Genomic DNA, 21,611 nt, shown 5'->3' on the forward strand with positions numbered 1-21,611 from the left:
CACTTCTCCTGATCGTTTCCCGGCCACCTACACGACCCGTCGGGCCTCGCGGCGCCGTCAGGTCAGCAACAACGGTACGCGGCCCCTGGTAGCGCAGGGTCGGCGACATTATGATCAGTCCACCGATTTCGCCCCTGACGCATTTCGCCCCTGCTCCCCTCACCCTAGGACGGCTGATGAGCGCGACCCTCTCGAGCAGGACACGCCTACGTCTGGTCCGGGCCGTCCTGGCCGGGTTGCTGGTGGCGACCGGTATCGGGCTCGGCGCGTTCAACGCCTGGTGGGTCGCCTTGTCCTTCGGTGTTCCGCTGGTCTTCCTGGGGATCGCGATCAGTCCGCGCGCGTCGCGGGTGTCCGAGCTGCCGGAGTTCCGGCGCGGTGTCACGCGAGACGCACCGCAGATCGAGGTCGGGGCGCTCACGCGCAGCAGCCTCGGGGCCGAGGACATGCAGCCGACGATGGTGACCGCGACCGTCAACCCGCCGAATGACACCGCCTACGAGGCGCGATGGATCACCTCGATGAGCAAGGGGCATTTCCAGGCGCTGGCGTCGAGCCCGTTCACGACGCTGCCGCCCGACCAGTTGCCGCCGCGCGATCAGACCGACACCCCCGAGTTCGACGACCACCCCGGCCGGTGGGCGGTCATCTATCCCGCGGTGACCCTCGTGACGGCCGTCGCCCTGCTCTTCGGTGTCGCCGAGAGCTGGACGATCTCGGTCCCGTCGATGCCGTCCTTCGGTTCGGCCGTCGACATCGACGACGCCGACGACGCCGAGGCCACACTCGCCGAGCGCCACCAACGACTCCTCGACGAGATCGTCGACTACCTCGGACCCGGCGCGACCCGAAATCTGTTGCGCCTGAGCTACAATCTCGATTCGACCTCCGATCAGGCCATCGTGTTCGATCCCACGAACGGCCGCGCGACGAACATCAACGTCTGGGACGGGGGTTCCAATGCGTCGGCGACCCGCACCATGGACCGGGCGGACAAGACCTTCGACGCGGCCTCGATCAACCCGGGTTCGCTGGGCGACATCGTCGGGTCCATGCACGCCGAGGTCACGCCCATCGTGCCGGATGCCCAACTCGACGGATTCGAGATCCGACGTCCGGCGGCGAACGAGCCCGTCGTCCTCACCGGTTCGTTCGATCCCGGTGACGCTTTCATCCACGACGTCGAGATCGAGGCGCGCTCCGACGGCACCGTCGCGACGTTCTTCGACCCCGCGGACTTCGACACCGCTTTCGCGGTGGGCCGCGCCGCGCTGCCGCTCGCCGGCATCGCCCCTAACGCAGCGGCCCTCGACCAGTTCGTGATCCGCGGTATCGCCGACAACACCCCGATCATCAGCGCCAGCAGCATCCAGAACAGTGGCGGTGTCCTGATGCAGTACCGGACATCCACCAGTGACGGGCAGATCGTCATCGTGCCGGGCAAGTTCCCGGCGGTCAGCGGCGTCGAGGGAAGCTACCGGCCCGACGGTTTCTCCATCGACGCGATCTCACCGCGATTGTTCGACCGTGTGCGCGACGACGCGATGAAGCGCGGTTCGGTCCCCGACTACGATCACGGGGCCGTCGCCATCGATGTCATCGAGCCGCATCTCCGCGACGACACGGCCTTCGTGATCCGCATCGAGATGGCGCGGGTCGACGCGTCGAAGGGCATGTATTCACTCGACGGACAGTTCATCAAGGCCGCGCACTACTGACTCGGCACCGGCCGGACTCCGAGTGGGACGGCGCCGTCGACCCGAGGTCACCAGCGATCGCGATGGATGACGGTCTCCGGGTCATACCGGCTGACCGGTCCGAAACGTCCTCGCGGCCAGCCGATCGGGACGATCGCGAACGTCTTGACCCGCCGCGGTATCCCCGCATGATTCCTCCCGAGATCGTCGACGGGTCACGCGTTGGACTTGCCGGCCTCCAGCGCGCGACGCGTGACGGCGCTCAGTTCCGCGACCGCCGCCTCCGGCGGATGCAGGACCCCGCGGTCGGTCATCGTCGTGACGATGTCGCGAACCCGGCCGTAGTACGTCGCCTGCTCTGCCGGGGTGCTGCTCGCCTCGGCATGGTTGTACAGCTTGAGTGCGGTGTCGAGGGCGTTCTGGTCGGCGGGTTCGAGGTAGCCGGCCCCGATGCGTCGTCCGTGCTTCTCACAGGCGATCCAGGCACGCCGCAGGGCAGCCACCGACTGTTGGTAGGCGTCGGCGCGACCGCGATTGCCCGGGTAGGAGTCGGTGCGCAGGGCGGTGGCCTCGTCGAGCGCGAGATGGAAGGTCTGGGTCTGATCGACGGTCACGTCGGTGACCGCGGGATACTTCAACAGCAGCGCCGGATCGAGCTCATAGCTCCCGTACGCGCTGAGCACCTCGTCGTGGCGCCGCGTCGCTTCCTCCCACAACCGCTCGGCGGCCTCGTCCGATCCCGCGTCGGCGATGCGAGGCCGGCGCAGATCGACGGGTGAGTGCTCGTCGTTCGAGGGGTCGTGGTCGGGCGGCACCGTCGCCACCGACGCCTTCTCCTTCGGCGGAGCGGCCTTCTTTTCCGTCGAAACACGTTGCGGCGCATGGACTCGTAGCCTGTCGATCACCGCGGACGCTGCCGGATCGCCCTCGATGATCGCGACCCGCCAGAAGTCGGGGTCGAGATCTTCGTCGGCTCCGGTGCCGGCGCGCGGTTGTTCTCGCGCGAAGGTCAGCTTGAGGTACTTCTGTCCGAAGACGGTGAGGTGCTGGGCCCGCCGGCCGGTCATCGGCGAGGTCTCGTCCGCCGGTCCGCCGATCGCGAACGAGCGCAGCGCGCTCAGGGGGTAGGACACCAGCGTGCGGTCCTCGTTGCCGAAGTAGACGGTGTCGTCGTCGACGGTCAGCAGCACCGCTCCGCGCTCGCCCAGTCGGCCGTATGCAGCCGCGAACAGCGACAAGGCGAGCAGTCCGGCGACCACTGCGGAGATGAGCAGACCGTCGACGCCGGCGATGTTCAGCCCGACGAGCGCGATCATCGCGACCATCATGACGATCCACGCGGCACCCGCGGAGTTGTGGTGGCGCCCCGTCAGATATTCGGTTCGGCAGGTCACCGGAACCACATCTCACCTCCGATGGCCATATCGCATCCCCCATCCGGTCGGCTACCGTAGTGAACGTGAGCCTCGGGGATCGCCGACAGACGGCACGCGTACTCCACCCAGCCCGCGAACATCGCATCAGCTTACGCATTGTTGCGCTGGTCAGCGCGGTGTTGTTCGTGTCGGGTCTCGGTGCGTTCGCCGCCGGTCGGGGTGACGCCGCGCCTGCGGTTCCGCCCTTCGTCGGCAAGTCCTACTCGTCGACGGCGGTGACCGGCCCCGAGATCCCCGGCGGCGGCCCCCTCCAGTTGACCTTCACCGCCGCCAACCGCATCTCGCTGTTCGCCGGCTGCAACCGTCACGTCGGTGAGATGACCGTGGAGGGATCGGTGCTGCGCGTCGGCTCGCTCGCCTCGACGATGATGGCGTGCCCCGGTCCACGCGCCGGCGCCGACGAGTGGATCACCGCGCTCACCCGAGAGCCCCTCACCTGGTACTCGGCGGGCCACGCACTCGTACTCTCCGGACCGGGAACCCAGGTCCTCCTGATGGAAAAGTACTCGTGAGACGTTCCGCACCGGCTGTCGTCACCGTGACCGGTGCGGCCGGGAGCATCGGGTACGCCAGCGTCTTCCGGATCGCCGCCGGCGCCATGCTCGGCCACGACCAGCCCATCGCCCTCCGACTCCTCGAGCTGCCCCAGGCGGTCCCGGCCGCCGTGGGAACCGCGATGGAACTCGACGACGGCGCGTTCGGTCTGCTGAAGTCCGTGGACGTCTTCGACGACCCGCGCAAGGCATTCGACGGTGCGAGTTTCGCTCTGCTCGTCGGCGCTCGCCCACGGTCCAAGGGCATGGAACGCGCGGATCTGCTCGCGGCCAACTCCGACATCTTCGCGTTACAGGGAGCGGTCATCAACGAGGTTGCCGCCGACGACGTCCGGGTGATCGTCGTGGGCAATCCCGCGAACACCAACGCCGCGGTGGCCGCTGCCCACGCTCCCGAGGTGCCACCCCAACGGTTCACCGCGCTGACCCGCCTCGACCACAACCGCGCGATCGCCCAGCTGTCCCATCGCGCCGGGGTCGAGGTCGGCGAGATCAGCCGGGTCACCATCTGGGGCAACCACTCGGCGACGCAGTACCCCGACATCTTCCATGCACGCGTCGGCGGCCGGAGCGGCGCCGACCTCGCCGCGGACCGCGAATGGCTCGTCGACGACTTCATCCCGACCGTCGCACGTCGGGGCACCGCGATCATCGAGGCGCGCGGCTCGTCCTCGGCGGCGTCGGCGGCCAACGCGACCATCGATCACGTCCGTGACTGGGTGCTCGGAACCCCCGCCGACGACTGGACGTCCACCGCACTCCCGTCACCGGGCGTGTACGGCGTGCCCGAGGGCATTGTCTGCTCGTTCCCGGTGCGCTCGGTCGACGGACAATGGGAGATCGTCGAAGGACTCGAGATCAACGGGTTCTCCCGGGCACGCATCGACGCTTCGGTCGCGGAACTCGAAGCCGAACGCGTCGCTGCTCTGACCTCCTGATCGCCTCCGCAGCCCGTAGTCTCTTCCCATGGCGAAGAAGGACAAGCAGAGGCCTCAGAAGATTCCGAACAATGTCTACGAGGCCGAGCTGTTCCGGCTGCAGACCGAGCTGGTCAAGCTCCAGGAATGGGTGCGCGAGACCGGCGCTCGCGTGGTGGTGGTCTTCGAGGGCCGCGACGCCGCGGGCAAGGGCGGCACCATCAAGCGGATCACCCAATATCTGAGTCCTCGCATCGCACGCGTCGCCGCGCTGCCCGCGCCGACCGATCGTGAACGCGGGCAGTGGTACTACCAACGCTACGTCGCGCATCTCCCGGCGCCGGGTGAGATCGTGCTGTTCGACCGGTCCTGGTACAACCGTGCCGGAGTCGAGAAGGTCATGGGATTCTGCACGCCCGAGGAACACACCCGATTCCTGCGGCAGACGCCGATCTTCGAGCAGATGCTCATCGACGACGGCATCATCCTGCGCAAGTACTGGTTCTCCGTCTCCGACGACGAACAGCTCAAGCGGTTCCGGCAGCGGATGAAAGATCCGGTGCGACAGTGGAAATTGAGCCCGATGGACCTCGAGTCGGTGTACCGCTGGGAGGACTACTCGCGCGCCAAGGACGAGATGATGGTGCACACCGACACCGCCCTGAGCCCTTGGTACGTCGTCGAATCCGACGTGAAGAAGCACGCGCGGCTCAACATGATCTCGCACCTGCTCGACAACATCGAGTACGGCGAGGTACCCCGCCCCGAGGTGACGTTGCCGAAGAAACCGATCCAGTCGGGCAACTATCACCGGCCGCCGCGATCGCTGTCCAAGTACGTTCCCGACCACGTGGCGACGCTGATCCGCACCGACCACTGATCGCGTTCTGATGTGGATCGGGTTCGCCGAGTTCGACTATCGCCTCGGTGACGTGCACTCGCTGAAACAAAAACGGTCCATCGTCCGGCCGATCGTCGCCGAACTCCGACGACGGTTCTCGGTGTCTGCGGCCGAGGTCGGTCACCTCGACATGCATCGGCGCGCGGTGATCGGCACGAGCGTGGTGGCGGCCGACCGGACCCACGTCGTCGATGTGCTCGATGCGGTCGAGCGGTCCGCCGCCAACCATCCCGAGGTGGAGCTCCTCTCGGTGCGGCGTCGGATCCTCAACTCAGAAGACCTCTGAGACCCGGCCGAAGGTCCGGCTGAGAAGCGCCCCCGGAATCCGCCCTCCAGAAGCCGACGGACGCTGGGTCGCCCGTGGCACTGTCCAGGGTCGTTTTCGGGCAGATTTCGGCGACGCCCGCTCAGACCACGCCGGCCGCGACCGCTGCCTCCCGATACGCGGCGGCCAGCGAGTCGACGGTCTCGTGCGCGTTGAGTCCGCTGGGGTTCGGGACCACCCAGAGCTGGGCCCCGTCCCAGGTCTCATCCTGGCGACCCGACACCGCGTCGCGACGCCCGAAGGCGCTGCGGTAGGCGGTGATCCCGGCGACCGCCACCACTCGTGGCCGGATCTCACGCACACGTTCCCGCAGCCGACGACCCCCGTCTTGAAACTCCTCGACCGTGAGTTCCGCGGCGGTCGCGGTCGCCCGGGCGACGACGTTCGTGATGCCGACTCCTCGTCCGGTCAGCAACTCGGCGTCGGCCTCGGACATGCCGCGGGACGCGTCGATGATCCGGTCGACGATCCCGGCGCGTGCCAGCGCGGGATAGAAGCGGTTGCCGGGGCGCGCGAAATGGGCGCCGGTGGCGGCGGTCCACAGGCCGGGGTTGATCCCGACGAACAGCAATCGACAGTCGTCACCGACGAGGTCGTCGACGGTGCGATCCCGGAACTCGAGGAGTTCGGCCCTGGTGAATCCCATCCCCCGAGGCTAGACGTCAGTCGAAGGTCCCCTCGGCCTCGTGCCGTCCGGCGACGCAGAACTGGTTGCCGTCGGGGTCGGCCAGCGTCACCCAGCCGAAACCGGGCATCTCACGGTCGGCGATCTTCGTCGCGCCGGCGGCGATGAGTCGTTCGACCTCGGTTTCGCGATCTTCGGTCGTGAGGTCGAGGTGGATGCGGTTCTTCCCCGGGGTCGGGTCGTCGACCTGCTGGAATGCGAGGAGCGGTGCCCCCTCTTCGAGGGAGACGACGACGAAGAACCCCTCGTTCTCCTGGATGATCCGGCCACCGAGGGCCTCGGCCCACCACGTGGCGAGCGGCATCGGCTGAAGGGTGTCGACGGTGATCATGCCCACTGTGAGAGTCATGCGGACAAAGGTATCGCCGCCCACCGACATCTGGCGTCCGCGTCTGTCGGACGAAGGACCGGTCCTGGTCCTCAACCCCTCCCTCGAGGGGTTGTGGAGCATTACACTCACGCTGATGCTCGGACTCTCGTACACGGTCTTGGGCGGGCTCGGCGCCCAGATCGGTTCCGATCCCGTCGAACTCGGCACCCGCAAGCAGCGGGCCACACTCGCGCAGCTCGTCCTCGCCGAGGGTGCACCGCTACGTGCCGACCGGCTGATCGAGGGCATCTGGGGCGACTCACCACCCGACCGCGCCGAAGTGTCGCTGCAGTCCTACATCTCGGGGTTGCGCAAGGCCCTCGAACCCGACCGTAAGCCGCGTAGTCCCTCGACCGTGCTGCTCACCCACGGAACCGGCTACAGCCTGCCGACGACCCCTGACCAGGTCGACCTGCGCCGGCTGACCACGGACCTGGCCTCGGCGCGAACCCTGATGCAGCAGGGCGACACCGCCGCCGCGGCCCCACTCCTGCAGAAGGTACTCGAGTCCTACCGGCCGATCCTCCCGGAGTTCGAGGGACTGGCATTCCGCGACGAGGCCGCCGACCATCTCGACCGCATGCTCGGCGCGGCGCGGGAGATGTCCTTCGAGGCGCGGATGGCCGCGGGCGACCATCATCTCCTCGTCACCGAACTCGACGGCGCCGTCAAGAGATCGCCGCTCGACGAAGGACTGTGGGTTCTGCTCGCCACCGCGCTGTACCGGCTCGGACGGCAGTCCGATGCGCTCGGCGCGATCGCCGGCGCCCGACGCATCCTCGCCGACGAGATCGGTGTCGACCCGGGCCCACGACTCCGTGAGCTCGAACGCGACATCCTCGATCACGCACCGCACCTCGATGCACCGGCAGCGTCGCGCAGGTCCGTCACCGCTGCAACCGGTTCCCTGAGCACCGATGCCGTGGAACCCACCGCGGCGACACACGCCCCCGAACCTCTCGACGACGCGCCGACGCTGGTCGGGCGAACCGACGAACTGGCCGCGCTGCACCGCGCCGTCCTCGCCTCGATGGCCGGGCACGGCGGGGTCGTCGTGGTGGAAGGCGAACCGGGTGCGGGCAAGACGGCCCTGATCGACGAGGCGGGACGGCGAGCGGCCGGGGCCGCCGACCTACGGGTGTTGTGGGGACGGTGCGTGGACGATCCTGCGGCACCGTCGATGTGGCCGTGGGTGCAGATCCTCGGCACGGTACTTCCCCAGCTCGATCCGGCCGACCGGGAACGACTCCTCGACAGCTCGCTGGGCCGAATGGTCACCGAGGGCGTCAACGTCATCCCGCCACCGCGTCAGATGCCAGACGCCGCAGCACGTTTCCAGTTCTACGACCAGGCCGCCGACCTCCTCGACGGCGTCGCCGAGACGACCAAGCTGATCATCGTCCTCGACGACCTCCAGTGGGCGGACGGCGCCTCGCTGGAACTGTTCGCACACATGGCCTCTCGTCGGACAGCGGGCGTCACGTTCTTCGCCTCGCTGCGGTCGCCGACCCACCGGCCGGTCGTCGCCTCGACCCTCGCCACACTGGCGCGGCTCCCCGAGCACCGCCGTATCCACGTCGGCCCCCTCCGCGGGGACGACATCTCCGAGCTGATCCGCCGCGAGACGCAACAGTGGCCGGAGGTCGCGACCGTCAGTTCGATCGAGCGACGCACCGGCGGCAACGCCTTCTTCGTCCGCGAACTGGCACGCATCCTCGCCGATCGGGGCTCGATCGCGGGCAATGCCGTGCCATCCGGGGTGCGTGACGTAGTTCGCCAGCGACTGCTCGGATTATCCCCGGAGACAACCGAACTCCTCGACATCGCCGCCCTCATCGGCACCCGGGTGGATCTGGTGTTGCTCGCGACCGCGGCCGGACGACCGGTGGACGAGGCGCTCGACACCCTCGAACCCGCCTCCGCCGCCGGGGTCGTCGACCTCGGACCCGCCGACCCGTTCGGATTCAGCTTCAGCCACGACATCATCCGCGAGGCGATCGCCGACGGGATTCCGTCGATGCGCGCGCGGCGTATCCACCTCGCCATCGCCGATGCGCTCGCCGGCAACTCCTCGCCGCATGCGGTCAGCCGGGTCGCGCGCCATCTCTGGTCGGCGGGTCCGCTCGCCGACCGGGAGCGCACGACCAGCGCGCTGCTGACCGCAGGTGACATCGCTCTGCGCACCTACGACTTCGACGGCGCGAAGCGCCATTTCGGCGACGCGTCGACCCTGGCACGGGCCACCGGCGACCAGCAGGCCGAGCTCCGCGCGATCGCCACCCAACTCGCCGGCGAGGTCTCCGTACACGGCTACTTCGCCGCCGATCCCGACCTTCAAGAACGCGCCCGCACGCTGGCCACCACGCTCGGCGACCGGCGGCTGCTGGCCTCCCTCGACTATGCGCGCTGTGCCGCGCACATCCAGGTCGCCGACGCGCACACCGGACACCGGCTCGCGAACGACCTACGCGTCCGCGCCGAACGGTCCGACGATCCCGTCGTCGTCCACCTCGGCATGCAGGCCGCCGGGATCGACGAGTTCACCCGCGGCAATTACGGTGCGGCTCATCGCATCCTGGAGACCTACGGGCCGCTCGACGACGTCGATGGGCTCCGCGACGACCAGCTCACGATGGCACGCGGCTTCCGGGCCTGGGCCGCCACGGTCCACCTCGGCCGGGATGCCGGCCGCACACTGTTCGCAAGCATCACCGACGCACGCCCCGACCCCAGGTCCCGGCTGGGCACCGCCATCTTCGCGGTCGGCGCGGCGGCGACGATCGGCGATGCGGAGTGGGCGCTCCACGCTGGACAGATCATCGACTCCGAGAGTGCGGGCCCGCTCGCCTATCTGCGTCGCGGCGGCGAACGCATGTACTGGTGGGCACGCGCCATGGCCGGCGACATCGACGACGCCCTGGTCCGCATCGACCGGTTGGAGACGGGTGACGCCGGCCCCGACCGACCCGGCAACGCCGACCGGCCGCGCACCGGCGACGGATTCTGGCTCGGACTGCATGCCGAGATACTGGTCACCGCCGGCAAGCTGACCGACGCGGCCGCCCTCCTGGATCAAGCCGACGACTTCGCCGAACGGACCGGGGAACACTACGGGGACGCACACCGTCTTCTCGTTCGCGCCCGCTACGAGTACGCCAACGGTCGCCCGGCGTCGACGTTCGGCACGACCCTCGGACGGGCTCGCGCCACCGCCGTGGCGCAAGAGGCAAAAGCGCTGGTCGAACGGGTCGACGCCGTCGCCTCGGCATGGGGCGTCTCCCCGACCGCGTAGGCCCCAAGTCCGCCTCAAGTCGCCCTCAAGAACCGTCGGTGAATCTGGTCTGACGAACCCGGCCTGCCCGGAACCAGACCGAACGCCCGGCGAAGCCGGCCACACCCGAGGACTCACCGTATGACCGCGACTCCCACCTCACCGACCGGCCGCCCCGAACGGCTGATCGTCCGCACCCGCACCTCGGTGCTCGCACAACTGCGTGACCGGATCGCCGGCGCGGTCCTCGGCCCCGGGGACGCGGGCTTCCGCGAGGCACGCGCCGGATTCAACCGACTCGTCATCCACCGCCCGTCGGTCATCGCCGTTCCCGAGAATCACTTCGACGTCGTCGAGGCCGTGCGGTTCGCCGCCGAGGAGGATCTGCGGATCACGGTCCAGGCCACCGGTCACGGGACCGGGGTGGCGGCCGATGGCGGCCTGCTCATCAACACGTCCCGGCTCACCGCGGTGGCCGTCGACCCTGTCACCAGGACCGCTCGCGTCGCCGCCGGCGCCACCTGGAAGGCGGTGCTCGACGCCGCGGTTCCGTACGGCCTTGCGCCGCTGGTGGGTTCGGCAAGCATCGTCGGCGCGATCGGCTACACCCTCGGCGGCGGTTTCGGTTGGCTCGGCCGACGGTTCGGGCTGGCGTCGGACTCCGTGCTCTCCTTCGATCTCGTGATCCCCGACGGGACGCCGATCCGCGTCAGCGACGCGAGTTTCCCGCACATCTTCTGGGCTCTGAAGGGCGGGGGTGCCGGCAGCCTCGGTGTGGTCACCTCGATGGAGATCGCCCTCGCCGATGTGAGCACGGTGTACGCGGGCAACCTCTTCTACCCGGCCGCCGAGGCCGAGGAGATCATACGTCGGTTCCGCGACTGGGCACCGGCTCAGCCGGAAGCCCTGACCTCGGCCGTCACCATCCTGAATCTGCCGCCCACCGACGACGTCCCGGAACCGCTGCGCGGCGGCAGTTTCGCAGTGGTGCGCGGATGCTGGTCCGGAGACCTCGCCACCGGCCGGGCGATCGTCGACGGGTGGCGGAACTGGCGGACACCCCTGGTCGACATGTGGGACGAGATGCCCTTCGCCGCAACGGACGCGATCAGCATGGACCCCACCGAGCCGATGCCGGTCATGGTCACCACTGAGTGGTTCGACGATCTGCACGACGAGGCGATCGACATCATCGCCGGATGCGCTCGTCCGGCCCCGGGCTCGGCACCGCTCATCATGTCCGCCGAGATCCGTCACGCCGGCGGCGCGATCGCCCGAGGTGCGGCGCACGCCGCCAACGACCGGGCACGCTCCGGACGGTTCCTCCTCGAACTGATCTCGATGGTCCCCGACCCCCAGGTGGCGCTCGCCGTCGAATCGACCCAGCGCGTTACCCGCACCGAACTCGCGCCCTACGTCACCGGCGCCACGTATCTGAACTTCACCTCGGGTGCCGAGCGCGCCGGCCGCGCCGCCGACGCCTACAGCGCCGAGCACCGCCGTCGGCTGCTGGAGATCAAGGCGACGCTCGACCCGTACGACCGGTTCTGTCACGGCGACATCGGCTGACGCGGGCCGTCGATCGAACACCGGTCAGCGCGGATGGTCGAGCAGGCCGAGAAACCGCTTCGCAGCAGGATTGGTCGGTCCTCCGGTCCTCGACAACAACGCCAGGGACCGAGTGGCCGGCGGGGTCGTCTCCAATGGAACGGCCACCACCAGGTTCGCCGCGTGCGCCACCGGAGCCGGTACGACGGCAACACCGAGACCATGGTGGACGAGATCGACCAACCGACCCATGTCACCGACACGACAGGTGATCTCGCGCTGGACGCGCGCGGCGGAGAACAGGTCCGCCACAACGGTCTGCAGTCCGGGACCGGCCTCGAAGTCGATGAAGCCGTGCTCGGCGAGTTCGTCCAGGTCGACGCTGCGTTTCACCGAGATCGGGTGGTCGGGGCCCGCTATCGCGACGAGCGACTCGTCGTATCTCGCCACCTCCGTCAGGGAGGTGTGCAGTGGCGTCGCGTCGAGAGCCACGAATGCCAGATCCAGTTCCCCTTCGATCAGCGCTTCGATGAGTTGGGTGGTGGTCGCCTCGCGGAGTCGCATCTGCACCATCGGATGGTGACGATGGAACAGCGCCATCGTCGCGGGAAGGTCGATCGCGGTGAAGGTCTGCACGGTTCCGATGTCGATCGTTCCCGCATCGACGCCGGTGATGGATTCCACCGCCAGGCGCGCAGCGGCGACCTCACCGATGATCCGCCTAGCGTGATCACGTAACGCCACGCCCGCGTCGGTGAGCAGCACCCGTCGTGTGGTTCTCTCGAAAAGCTCTGCGGACAACTGCCGCTCCAGAGAGCGAATCGAGGAGCTGAGCGCCGACTGCGACATGTGCACGAGAGCTGCTGCGCGAGTGAAGTTTCCCTCGTCTGCAACCACCAGGAAGTGCTCTAACTGCCGGAGTTCCATCGACGGATGGTATCCAGCACGCCATCCATCGGTCCAGTCGCTTGGAACGATCAAGTCTATCTGTTGGACAGCTGAAAAGGGCCTCGGCAACGATCGGTGCATGTCACTCTCCACGACGGCAGCACACTCGCTGAGTCGGCGATCCGTTCTCCTGATGGCACTCGCATCCGGACTCGTCGTCGCCAACAGCTACTACGCGCAACCCATCGTCGCCCTGATCGCGAACGATCTCGATGCTTCGACCACGAGCGTGGGACTTGTCGTGACGGCGAGCCAGATCGGTTATGCGATCGGTCTGGCCCTGCTCGTGCCGCTCGGCGATCTACTGGATCGGCGCAAGTTGCTGTGGGCGATGCTGATTGTCACCGGCGTGTGTCTGGCCGTCATGGCGTGCGCGCCGTCCTGGCAGGTGCTCGCATCTGCTGCGGTCCTGGTCGGCACGGGCTCGGTCGTCGGCCAGCTTCTCGTCCCTCTCGCCGCGACACTTGCCGCGGAGGCCGAACGTGGGCGCGTCATCGGGAACGTGATGACCGGCCTGTTGCTCGGGATACTCCTGTCGCGGGTGGTCGCCGGTCTGATCGCGGAGGTGGCCGGCTGGCGTACGGTCTTTCTGACCGCCGCGGTCCTGATGGCGGTCGCGGGCATCGCCGTCGCCGCGCTGCCCACCAGTCCACCGACCACCGAGCTGACCTACGGCGCCTTGCTGCGATCGGTGGTCCACTTGGTGGCCGATGAGCCGGTGCTCCGCTGGAGGATCGGCTACGGCATGCTCACCTATGCGTCGTTCGGCGTGGTGTGGACCAGCATCGGATTCGTGCTCGCCGGACCACGATACGACTGGTCGGACGCCGGCATCGGGCTCTTCACGCTCACCGGGGTCGCCGGTGCACTTGCCGCACGAGGGGCCGGCCGAGGAGTCGACCGCGGATACGGACACCAACAGACCGGTCTCATGCTGGCTGTGACGGCAGCGAGTTTCCTGCTGCTGGCCGCCGGAGAGCGTTCCATCGTGGCGATGGGCCTCGGTGTCGCTCTCCTGGACCTCGGAATCCAGGGCACGCACATCACCAATCAGAGCGTGTTCTACCCATTGCGGCCGGATGCCCGGAGCCGGCTGAACACCGCATACATGACCACGTACTTCACCGCAGGATCGGTCGGCAGCATCCTGTCGGTTCTCGTCTTCGCATCGTTCGGCTGGTCGGCCGTCTGCGTCCTGGGCGCCGCGTTTCCGGTCACCGGAGTGGGACTGTGGTTCGTGGAGACCAGGTTTCGGCGGCGTGATCAACACCGTCGAGGGACATCGGATTTGCGCGACGGCGCCGACCGTGGGCTCATGGGCACATGAACGATCCGACGCCGTCCCGCCTCGACGTCCCGCTGCTCGTCGTCGACGGCGCGAACGTCGTCGGATCCGTGCCGGACGGTTGGTGGCGGGACCGCCGGGGTGCGGCGCAGCGGTTACGGGACCGGCTCGCGCAACTCGCCGAGCCCGGGCTCGACGTGTTGACCGGCCCGATCGAGGTGGTGCTCGTCGTGGAGGGAAGAGCGCGCGGGATCGCGTCGGTTCCCGCAGTGACGGTCGTCGAGGCCCCGGCGTCGGGCGACGACACGATCGTCGACGTCGTCGGCGACCACCCCCGCCGCCGTCGAGTGGTCGTCACCGCCGATCGCGAGCTGCGCGCCCGGGTCACCGAGCTGGGTGCCGAGATCCTCGGACCGTCGTCGATCCCGCGCTGAGTCCGCAACGATGCCGTGCCACATTTACCGAGTACCGCACCGGCATCGGTGGTCCAGCGAATAATCCGGTCCGGGAACACCGCACACGACCACCGACGAAGGGTCTCTGTATGAACGACGTCGACGTACTGATCGCGGGCGCGGGCCCGATCGGCCTGACCGCCGCCATCGAACTCCGCCGACGAGGTGTGCGGGTCCGGATCGTCGACCCGCTCCTCGAGCCTCCCCAGTACGCGAAAGCCGTTGGTATCCAACCCCGCACGCTCGAGGTGTTCGAGGGCATGGGGGTGCTCGAACCGATCTTGGACGCGGGCATGGAGATGCGCGGACAGTACGTGTTCGTCAACGGTGCCCAGGTGTCACGGATCGACCTGGTCACGCCGGCCGACGTGCCCTTCCGGTTCCACCTGCTGCCGCAGTACGCCACAGAGCGCGTCCTGCGGGACCGGCTCACCGACCTCGACGCCGAGGTCGAGCGCGGCGTCCGTGTCTCGGCGTTCGTGCAGGACGACGACGGGGTGACGGTCACCCTGACCGACGCGGCCGGCGTCGAGACCTCCGTTCGCGCGGGCTATCTGGTTGGCGCCGACGGTGCGCACAGCACGGTCCGCAAAGGTCTGGGCCTGAGCTTCGAGGGCGGAGCCTTCGCCGAGCAGTACATGCTGGGGGACGTGGCCGTGGACTGGTCGATGCCCCGCGGCTACGCGATCCGCGCGATGCACCAGGCCGCCGACGGCACGACCGACGATCTGCTCGTGTGCATTCCCCTGCCGGGACGGGGCCGATACCGCATGTCGATGCTCGTGCCCGACGAACTCGCGATCGGTCCGGCCTCCGGTGGCGACGGTGTCGCCCACGGTTTCGAGGGCACCCGCGCCCCCGAGCTGTCGCACATCCAGGCCGTCGTCGACCGGTTGTCGCCCGAGCCCGCGACCGTGTCCGATCTGCGGTGGTCGTCGGTGTTCCGCATCAGCCACCGGATCGTCGACTCCTACGGCCGCGGAAGGGTGTTCGTGGCCGGGGATGCCGCGCACATCCATCCACCGACCGGCGCTCAGGGCATGAACACCGGTGTGCAGGACGCTCACAACCTTGCGTGGAAGTTGGCTCTCGCCGTCGCCGGTGACGCGGCTCCCGGCCTGCTCGACAGCTATGACCTGGAACGACGCCCGGTCGGCGAAGAGGTCGTCGGACGGACGGTCCGCGATGCGCGGGAGGGTATCGGCTCCGACTCCAGCGATGTGGAGTTCGTGACGCGCCGTGAAGCCCAGCTGCTGATCTCGTATGCGGGCAGCCCGATCACCGCGGGTTCGACGGTCCCCTCCGTGCCGGCCGCACCGCGGGCGGGTGAACGGGCCCCGGATGCCGCCGGGCTCGGTCGTGATTCGGTGAATCATCCGCTCCGGCTGTACTCGTTGCTGAGCGGCGTCGACCACGCTCTCGTATTGTACGCCGACGCCACCGCGGGCGCCGAGGACGTGGCCGTGCTCGAGAGCCTCGCCGCCGAGGTGACCACGGCGGCCCGCGGGCACATGACCGTCCACGTGGTGGCCGCGCCGACCGCGCAGGTCGGCAGCACGGACCTGCCGCTGCTCCGCGACACCGAGAGCCGCTTCGCCGCCGGATACTGCCCGGACGGGTCGACGGCCTTCGTCATCCGTCCCGACGGCTATCTGGGTTACCGCGGGCCGCTGGCCGACACCGCCGCGGTCCTCTCCTACCTCCGGGCCACGTTCGCGTGAGCGTCTCAGCTGTCCGGGCCGCCGAGTGGCGCCGCCGGACCGCCGCCGTAATCTCTCACCATGACGAAATGGGGGCGGGTGGAGCGTGTTCGCTCGCTGGCGAGCCGGGTGGAGGCATCGGCGCGACGCCGGGCGAGTGAGTCCTCTGTCGCTCGCGCGCTGGGTTACGGCGAGGTCATCTACCTGATCGCACCGACCGGCCACCCGAACTACGGCGACGAGCTCATCGCGCGCACGTGGCTGCACCGTCTCGCGCGTATCCGCCCCCAGGCGACCGTGATCCTGGACTGTCACAGTCCCGGATCGGCGAGCGCGCTCATGGGCGACGCCCACTCCGATCTGCGCGTCGTCGACACACTGTGGCAACTCTCGAACCACGCCGCCGACACCGAACCCGACGCCCCGTGGTCATGGGTCGGACGGGCGGTCCTCGATGCCGGCCTGGCGCCACGTCTCACCGCCGGCATCGACCTCCTGCACTCGGCTACCACCATCCACCTGCTCGGCGGCGGATATGTGAACAGCGTGTGGCCGCACCACGTGTCGCTGCTCGTGGCGGCCGCCGCGGTCTCCGGCCGATCGGGGGCGAAGGTGGTGGCCACCGGGCAGGGCCTGATGCCGACGGTCGAGGAACCGGCGTGGACGGCTCTGGTCACGGCGCTGGGCGCGTTCGACATCGTCGACGTGCGCGACACCGCATCGGCGCAGGCGCTGGAGGGTGCGGTCGACGTGCGGCAGTCCGGGGACGATGCCTGGCTCGCGCTGCACCGGCCGCAACCGGCGGTCTACCGCGACGAGGTACCTGCCGAGACACCCGGGCAGGGCGGCGGCGTCGTGCTCTGCTTGCAGTCGGACCTCACCGAGAAGTTCACCGGGCCAAGCGGATCGGGCGTCGAAGCGCTCGCAGCATTCGTCCACGACACTCTCGACGCCTGGGAGGTCCCGGGATCGGCGGTCACTGTCGTCGAAGGAATCCCGGGTCACGACTACGAGGTGCCCTACCGTCTCGGCGCGCGACTCGACGGCGCGCGCATCATCACCTTCCGCGATGTCTGGTTCGGCGGGCTGCCCGCCGGGCAGGGCAGCACCTGGATCAGCACGCGTTTCCACCCGCACCTCATCGCGGCTGCGGCGGGAGACCCGGGCGTGGCGATCGTGCCGATGCCGGTCTACTACTCGACCAAGCATCGATCCCTCGTCGAGGCCGGATCGGCCTGGAGCGTCGTCGATTCCGGAGACACGATCCCCGATCGCCCCACCGCCGGCGGCTTCGGCACGACGGACCGCGCGCACGCCATCGAAGCCAAGGTCGCCACCGCACTCGACATCTATCCGGTGGCCCCGCTGTTCGCACACCGCGCCTGACACCTCCGACAGCGCGGAATCTGCGCCGGGATCGCCCGATGTGCCCGCTGTTCCGGCATCCGCGGGAGAGGATCACAAAATGACCCGTCGGCCCGCGCGCCCCACTGCCCTACGACTTCTGGTGTGCGGTGTGACCGCCGTGCTCGGCATCGCCGCCTGTTCGCCATCCCAGACGACTTCGGAGTCGTCGAGCACCACCCCGACCTCGGTGTCCGCCGAGAGCGGCGCGGCCTTCCAGCAGGTGCTCGACGACCTCCGATCATCCGGCGGATTCCCCGGCGTCATCGCTCGCGTCATCTCGCCGGCGGGCATCTGGACGGGCACGGCCGGCACTGCTGTCGAGGGCGAGGACCGGCCGATCACCGCCTCCGATCACACCCGCATCGGCTCGCTCACCAAGACGATGACCGCGACGATCCTGCTGCAACTCGTCCAGGACGGGCGGGTCTCGCTCGACGATCCGATCAGCGAGTACGTCCCCGACGCACCCAACGGGAACGCGACCGTCCGTCAGGTCGCGGACATGACCAGCGGCATCCCGTCCTACACCCTGTCCGACGCCTTCACACAGAGGTTCTTCGCCGATCCCGGATACGACTGGCCGCCAACCCAACTCGTCGACGCCGCGAGGTCGTTGCCGCCAGCATTCGCACCCGGGGCGGGCTGGCAGTACTCGAACACCAACTACGTTCTGCTAGGGCTGCTCATCGAAAGGGTTCTGCGGCAGCCGATTCGCGACGCCTTCGACGACCGGATCTTCCGTCCCCTGGGCATGAACGATTCGTCGTGGCCGGGCGGGTCCGTCGAGATCCCGGATCCGCACGTCGACGGCGTGACCAGCCAGGGGCAGCCGGCCGGCAAGACGGTCGACTCAACGAACTGGAACCCGTCCTTCGCCTTCACCGCGGGCGCGGTGATCTCGACCCTCGACGATCTGCAGCGGTGGGGTGACGCCTTGTTCACCGGCCGGGGCGTGCTCAATCCTTCGACACAGCAACTGCGGCGCGACTCGATCCTGACGTCTCCCCCGCCGAACACCGCGACCGCCGGCTACGGCATCGGTATCGGCAACCGGGACGGCTGGTGGGGGCATGACGGCGACTTCCCGGGCTTCAACTCGTCGCTGTTCCACGACTACGACTCCGACACGACGATCATCATCCTTGTCAACAGCGACGACGACATCACCGTCGACGGCAAGCAGGAGTCGCCGGTGTCGGCGATTCTCGCCGGTCTGATCTCCGCTCTGCCCTGAACCGCTGCGGCGTAGGGTCGTCGGCATGGCCAGAACCGTTGCGAAAGCCGATGCCGTCGACCGCGAAGCACTGCTGGAGTTCATCCGGCCACGCCACAAGATGATCCTCGGCACCGTCCGATCCAACGGCGGGCCACAGCTGTCCCCGGTCACCGGCGGAGTCGATGCCGACGGTCGGATCGTGATCTCGACCTACCCCGGCCGGGCGAAGGCCGCGAACCTCCGCAACACCCCCGTCGCGAGCGTCGTCGTGCTGTCCGACGAGTTCAACGGCGCCTGGGTCCAGGTCGACGGAGACGCCGAGGTCCTCGACATGCCGGACGCCGAGGATGCCCTCGTCGACTACTTCCGCAGCATTTCCGGAGAGCACCCGGACTGGGACGAGTACCGCGCCGCGATGCGTCTGCAGGGAAAGTCGCTGATCCGCGTCACCCCGACGCACTGGGGACCGATCGCCACCGGCGGATTCCCCGCCGATGTCGCCGCGAAGCTCGACGCGCAGGACGACTGAAGGTAGTCGCTTCAGATGACACATATTTGTGTCATCTCAGTCATGCGCGCACACTGTGATGCATGGCACTCGACGCCCAGCTGACGTTCGCCGATCACATGGCGCGGTTCTGTGCGCGCCGGTACAGCTATCCGCCGATGGTCGGACGCGTTCTCGGCTATCTGGCGGTGTGCGAGCCGCCCGCCCCGACGATCGCCGAACTGAGCGACGCCCTGCTGGCGAGTCGCTCGGCGATCACCAACGCCATCACGACGTTGGAGTCCGTGGGCCAGGTGAAGCGGTCGCGCGCGGCCGGTGAACGGATGGATCGCATCTCGATCGACATCACGTCGGCACGCGGCCTCGGGATGGACAACGCCGAGTACGAGGAACTGGGGGCGCTCGCACGCGAGGGACTCGAGGTCCTCCGCGACGCCCCGCCGGAACGTCGCGCGGTCCTGAGTGAGATCGCGACGTTCACCGAGTTCCTCACCAACCGCATCCCGGCCCTGTACGCCGAATGGCAGAAGGAACGCGAGGTGCTCATCGCGGCCGGCGAGATCCCGGCCTCCCCGCCGGAGGGCACACGGTCATGACCCACAGAGAGACCACCGGCGCCGAGATCCTCATCCGCGGACTGGCGAAAAGCTATGGCGAGCACCAGGTTCTGAGCGGTATCGATCTGACTGTTCCAGCCGGTTCGGTGACCGCACTGCTGGGGCCCAACGGTTCGGGCAAGACGACGACGGTGAGCATCGCCTCGACACTGTTCCCCGCCGACTCCGGCAGTGTGACCATCGACGGCCACGACACGGTGACCGATGCCCGCGCGGTGCGATCGATCATCGGAGTCACCGGCCAGTACGTCGCCATCGACGACCTGTTCACCGGCCGCGAGAACCTGACCCTCATGGCAGATCTCCGTCACCTCGGACGTGCGGCCGGCCGGCGGCGCGCAGACGATCTGCTCGAACAGTTCGACCTCACCGGCGCCGCGGACCGGGCGGTGTCGACCTACTCCGGCGGCATGCGCCGCCGCCTCGACCTCGCGATGACCCTCGTGTCCACCCCGCGCGTCATCTTCCTCGACGAGCCGACGACCGGGCTCGACCCGCGAAGCCGACGGGTGTTGTGGGACATCATCACCGGCCTCGCCGGAGACGGGGTCACGATCTTCCTCACCACCCAGTACCTGGAGGAAGCCGACCAGCTCGCCGATCGCATCGCCGTGCTCGATCACGGCCACATCGTCGCCGAGGGCACCGCCGCAGAGCTGAAGAGGCGGGTGCACGACTCCGAGGTACGGCTCGCGTTCGTCGACGACGCCGCCTTCGACTCGGCCCGGCGACTTCTCCCGTCCGCCCGGCCGATCGTCGAGTCACGGCGGCTCGACATCGCCACCGACGACACGGTGGCCACCATCCGCTCCACACTCAATCTGCTCGACGCCGCGGACGTGGAGGTTGCCGACGTCCACGTCCACACCCCCACCCTCGACGACGTCTTCTTCGCCCTCACCGGTGCGCCGGCCGAAGAACCCGTCCAGACCGACGCCGACACGTCCGGAGCCGCGAGATGAGCACACTCACCTATGCGGTGTCCGACTCCCGGGTCATGTTGCGCCGCAACCTCCGGCGCCTCGTCAAGTACCCGTCGCTGACCATCATGCTGGTGGGTCTGCCGGTTGTGTTCCTGCTGCTGTTCGTCTTCGTCTTCGGCGGGCAGCTCGGCGCCGGGATGACCACGTCCGGCGGGGCCACCGGGCGCGCCGCATACCTCGACTACGTCGTCCCCGGCATCATCCTGGTGACGATCGCGTCAGCCGTGCAAGGCTCGGCAATCGTCGTCGCGATGGACATGACCTCGGGGATCATCAACCGCTTCCGCACCATGGACATCGGACGGTCATCGGTGCTCGTCGGACATGTCCTGGCCAGCCTCATCCAGGCGCTGTTCAGCATCGCGGTCGTTCTCGCGGTGGCGATCGCCCTCGGCTTCCGCCCCACCGTCGACCCACTCGGGTGGCTCGGAGCCCTGGGCATCACCGGGTTGTTCTCGATTGCCCTGATCTGGCTCGCGATCTACCTGGGCCTCGCCGCGGACACCGTCGAAACCGCAAGCAACTCGCCGATGTTCCTCACGATCATGCCGTTTCTCAGCACCGGTTTCGTTCCCGCCGACTCGTTGCCCGTCGGCGTCAAACAGTTCGCCGAGTACCAGCCGTTCACCCCGGTGATCGAGGTTCTCCGAGGAGCCCTCACCGCCGCAACGGTTTCCACGAGCAGTGTGATCGCCGCGATCGCCTGGAGCCTGGGGATCGGCGCGGTATCGTACGGACTCGCCCTGCGCACCTACGAACGCCGGGCCATCACCTCCTAGCCGATGACC

At 68.5% G+C, this 21,611-nt stretch carries 20 protein-coding genes; 16 read left to right on the top strand and 4 right to left on the bottom strand.

Going from position 1 to position 21,611, the window contains the following annotated elements:
• Nucleotides 1-176: 176 nt before the first annotated feature.
• Complete coding sequence (locus C5O27_RS16830) at nt 177-1,718, top strand: hypothetical protein (protein ID WP_127963200.1); 1,542 nt, start codon at nt 177-179, stop codon at nt 1,716-1,718.
• Between the two features lie 194 nt (nt 1,719-1,912).
• Here the strand turns inward: C5O27_RS16830 and C5O27_RS16835 are convergent, their stop codons facing one another.
• Nucleotides 1,913-3,100: a hypothetical protein gene (locus tag C5O27_RS16835; RefSeq protein WP_127963201.1), complete on the bottom strand. Its 1,188-nt coding sequence runs from the start codon at nt 3,098-3,100 to the stop codon at nt 1,913-1,915.
• 149 nt (nt 3,101-3,249) lie between these two features.
• On the opposite strand from C5O27_RS16835, the gene C5O27_RS16840 reads away from it, so the two are divergent.
• The 4 genes from C5O27_RS16840 to C5O27_RS16855 are packed head-to-tail and all read left to right on the top strand — an operon-like array spanning nt 3,250 to nt 5,791.
• Nucleotides 3,250-3,645 carry an META domain-containing protein gene (locus C5O27_RS16840; RefSeq protein WP_006360899.1) on the top strand — a complete coding sequence of 132 codons (396 nt, stop codon included), beginning with the start codon at nt 3,250-3,252 and terminating at the stop codon, nt 3,643-3,645.
• Nucleotides 3,642-4,625, top strand: coding sequence for a malate dehydrogenase (locus tag C5O27_RS16845; protein WP_127963202.1), 984 nt, complete (start codon nt 3,642-3,644; stop codon nt 4,623-4,625). The genes C5O27_RS16840 and C5O27_RS16845 overlap by 4 nt, the downstream gene beginning before the upstream one ends.
• 28 nt (nt 4,626-4,653) lie before the next feature.
• Nucleotides 4,654-5,484, top strand: coding sequence for a polyphosphate kinase 2 (ppk2, locus tag C5O27_RS16850; RefSeq protein ID WP_035752279.1), 831 nt, complete (start codon nt 4,654-4,656; stop codon nt 5,482-5,484).
• 10 nt (nt 5,485-5,494) lie between these two features.
• Nucleotides 5,495-5,791: a DUF503 domain-containing protein gene (locus C5O27_RS16855; RefSeq protein WP_006360896.1), complete on the top strand. Its 297-nt coding sequence runs from the start codon at nt 5,495-5,497 to the stop codon at nt 5,789-5,791.
• A 121-nt stretch (nt 5,792-5,912) separates the two neighbouring features.
• Here C5O27_RS16855 and C5O27_RS16860 read toward each other — a convergent pair whose 3' ends face one another.
• A complete protein-coding gene (locus C5O27_RS16860; RefSeq protein WP_006360895.1) occupies nt 5,913-6,476 on the bottom strand; it encodes a mismatch-specific DNA-glycosylase in 564 nt (187 codons plus the stop codon).
• 16 nt (nt 6,477-6,492) lie between these two features.
• A complete protein-coding gene (locus C5O27_RS16865) occupies nt 6,493-6,864 on the bottom strand; it encodes a VOC family protein (RefSeq protein ID WP_006360894.1) in 372 nt (123 codons plus the stop codon).
• A 115-nt stretch (nt 6,865-6,979) separates the two neighbouring features.
• Between C5O27_RS16865 and C5O27_RS16870 the strand changes: the two genes are divergently transcribed.
• Both C5O27_RS16870 and C5O27_RS16875 read left to right on the top strand, forming a co-directional pair.
• Nucleotides 6,980-10,177 (top strand): ATP-binding protein, encoded by a 3,198-nt coding sequence (locus tag C5O27_RS16870; RefSeq protein ID WP_035752538.1) that lies wholly within the window; start codon nt 6,980-6,982, stop codon nt 10,175-10,177.
• Nucleotides 10,178-10,297: 120 nt separating this feature from the next.
• Nucleotides 10,298-11,725, top strand: a complete 1,428-nt coding sequence (locus C5O27_RS16875) for an FAD-binding oxidoreductase (protein ID WP_127963203.1) — start codon at nt 10,298-10,300, stop codon at nt 11,723-11,725.
• Nucleotides 11,726-11,749: 24 nt separating this feature from the next.
• On the opposite strand, the gene C5O27_RS16880 is transcribed toward C5O27_RS16875, so the two are convergent.
• Nucleotides 11,750-12,631, bottom strand: coding sequence for a LysR family transcriptional regulator (locus C5O27_RS16880; RefSeq protein ID WP_127963204.1), 882 nt, complete (start codon nt 12,629-12,631; stop codon nt 11,750-11,752).
• A 154-nt stretch (nt 12,632-12,785) separates the two neighbouring features.
• Between C5O27_RS16880 and C5O27_RS16885 the strand changes: the two genes are divergently transcribed.
• From C5O27_RS16885 to C5O27_RS16925, 9 genes are all read left to right on the top strand, one after another.
• Nucleotides 12,786-13,979: an MFS transporter gene (locus C5O27_RS16885; protein WP_075862588.1), complete on the top strand. Its 1,194-nt coding sequence runs from the start codon at nt 12,786-12,788 to the stop codon at nt 13,977-13,979.
• On the top strand, nt 13,976-14,371 hold the full coding sequence (locus tag C5O27_RS16890; protein WP_006360889.1) for a PIN domain-containing protein: 396 nt from the start codon (nt 13,976-13,978) through the stop codon (nt 14,369-14,371). Before C5O27_RS16885 ends, C5O27_RS16890 begins: the two co-directional genes overlap by 4 nt.
• A 110-nt stretch (nt 14,372-14,481) precedes the next feature.
• The gene (locus tag C5O27_RS16895) at nt 14,482-16,113 is read left to right on the top strand and encodes an FAD-dependent monooxygenase (RefSeq protein WP_127963205.1); all 1,632 of its coding nucleotides are present in this window, start codon (nt 14,482-14,484) and stop codon (nt 16,111-16,113) included.
• A 60-nt stretch (nt 16,114-16,173) separates the two neighbouring features.
• Nucleotides 16,174-17,478 carry a polysaccharide pyruvyl transferase family protein gene (locus C5O27_RS16900; protein ID WP_127963206.1) on the top strand — a complete coding sequence of 435 codons (1,305 nt, stop codon included), beginning with the start codon at nt 16,174-16,176 and terminating at the stop codon, nt 17,476-17,478.
• 79 nt (nt 17,479-17,557) lie between these two features.
• Entirely contained in the window at nt 17,558-18,733 is a 1,176-nt protein-coding gene (locus C5O27_RS16905; RefSeq protein ID WP_127963207.1) for a serine hydrolase domain-containing protein, read from the top strand.
• Between the two features lie 25 nt (nt 18,734-18,758).
• Nucleotides 18,759-19,244 carry a PPOX class F420-dependent oxidoreductase gene (locus C5O27_RS16910; RefSeq protein ID WP_006360885.1) on the top strand — a complete coding sequence of 162 codons (486 nt, stop codon included), beginning with the start codon at nt 18,759-18,761 and terminating at the stop codon, nt 19,242-19,244.
• A gap of 62 nt (nt 19,245-19,306) precedes the next feature.
• Complete coding sequence (locus C5O27_RS16915; RefSeq protein WP_127963208.1) at nt 19,307-19,819, top strand: GbsR/MarR family transcriptional regulator; 513 nt, start codon at nt 19,307-19,309, stop codon at nt 19,817-19,819.
• Nucleotides 19,816-20,802 (top strand): ATP-binding cassette domain-containing protein, encoded by a 987-nt coding sequence (locus tag C5O27_RS16920; RefSeq protein WP_127963209.1) that lies wholly within the window; start codon nt 19,816-19,818, stop codon nt 20,800-20,802. Before C5O27_RS16915 ends, C5O27_RS16920 begins: the two co-directional genes overlap by 4 nt.
• Complete coding sequence (locus C5O27_RS16925; RefSeq protein ID WP_127963210.1) at nt 20,799-21,602, top strand: ABC transporter permease; 804 nt, start codon at nt 20,799-20,801, stop codon at nt 21,600-21,602. The genes C5O27_RS16920 and C5O27_RS16925 overlap by 4 nt, the downstream gene beginning before the upstream one ends.
• Nucleotides 21,603-21,611 lie beyond the last annotated feature (9 nt).

The organism is Gordonia alkanivorans, assembly GCF_004011905.1.
GTDB lineage: Bacteria > Actinomycetota > Actinomycetes > Mycobacteriales > Mycobacteriaceae > Gordonia > Gordonia alkanivorans.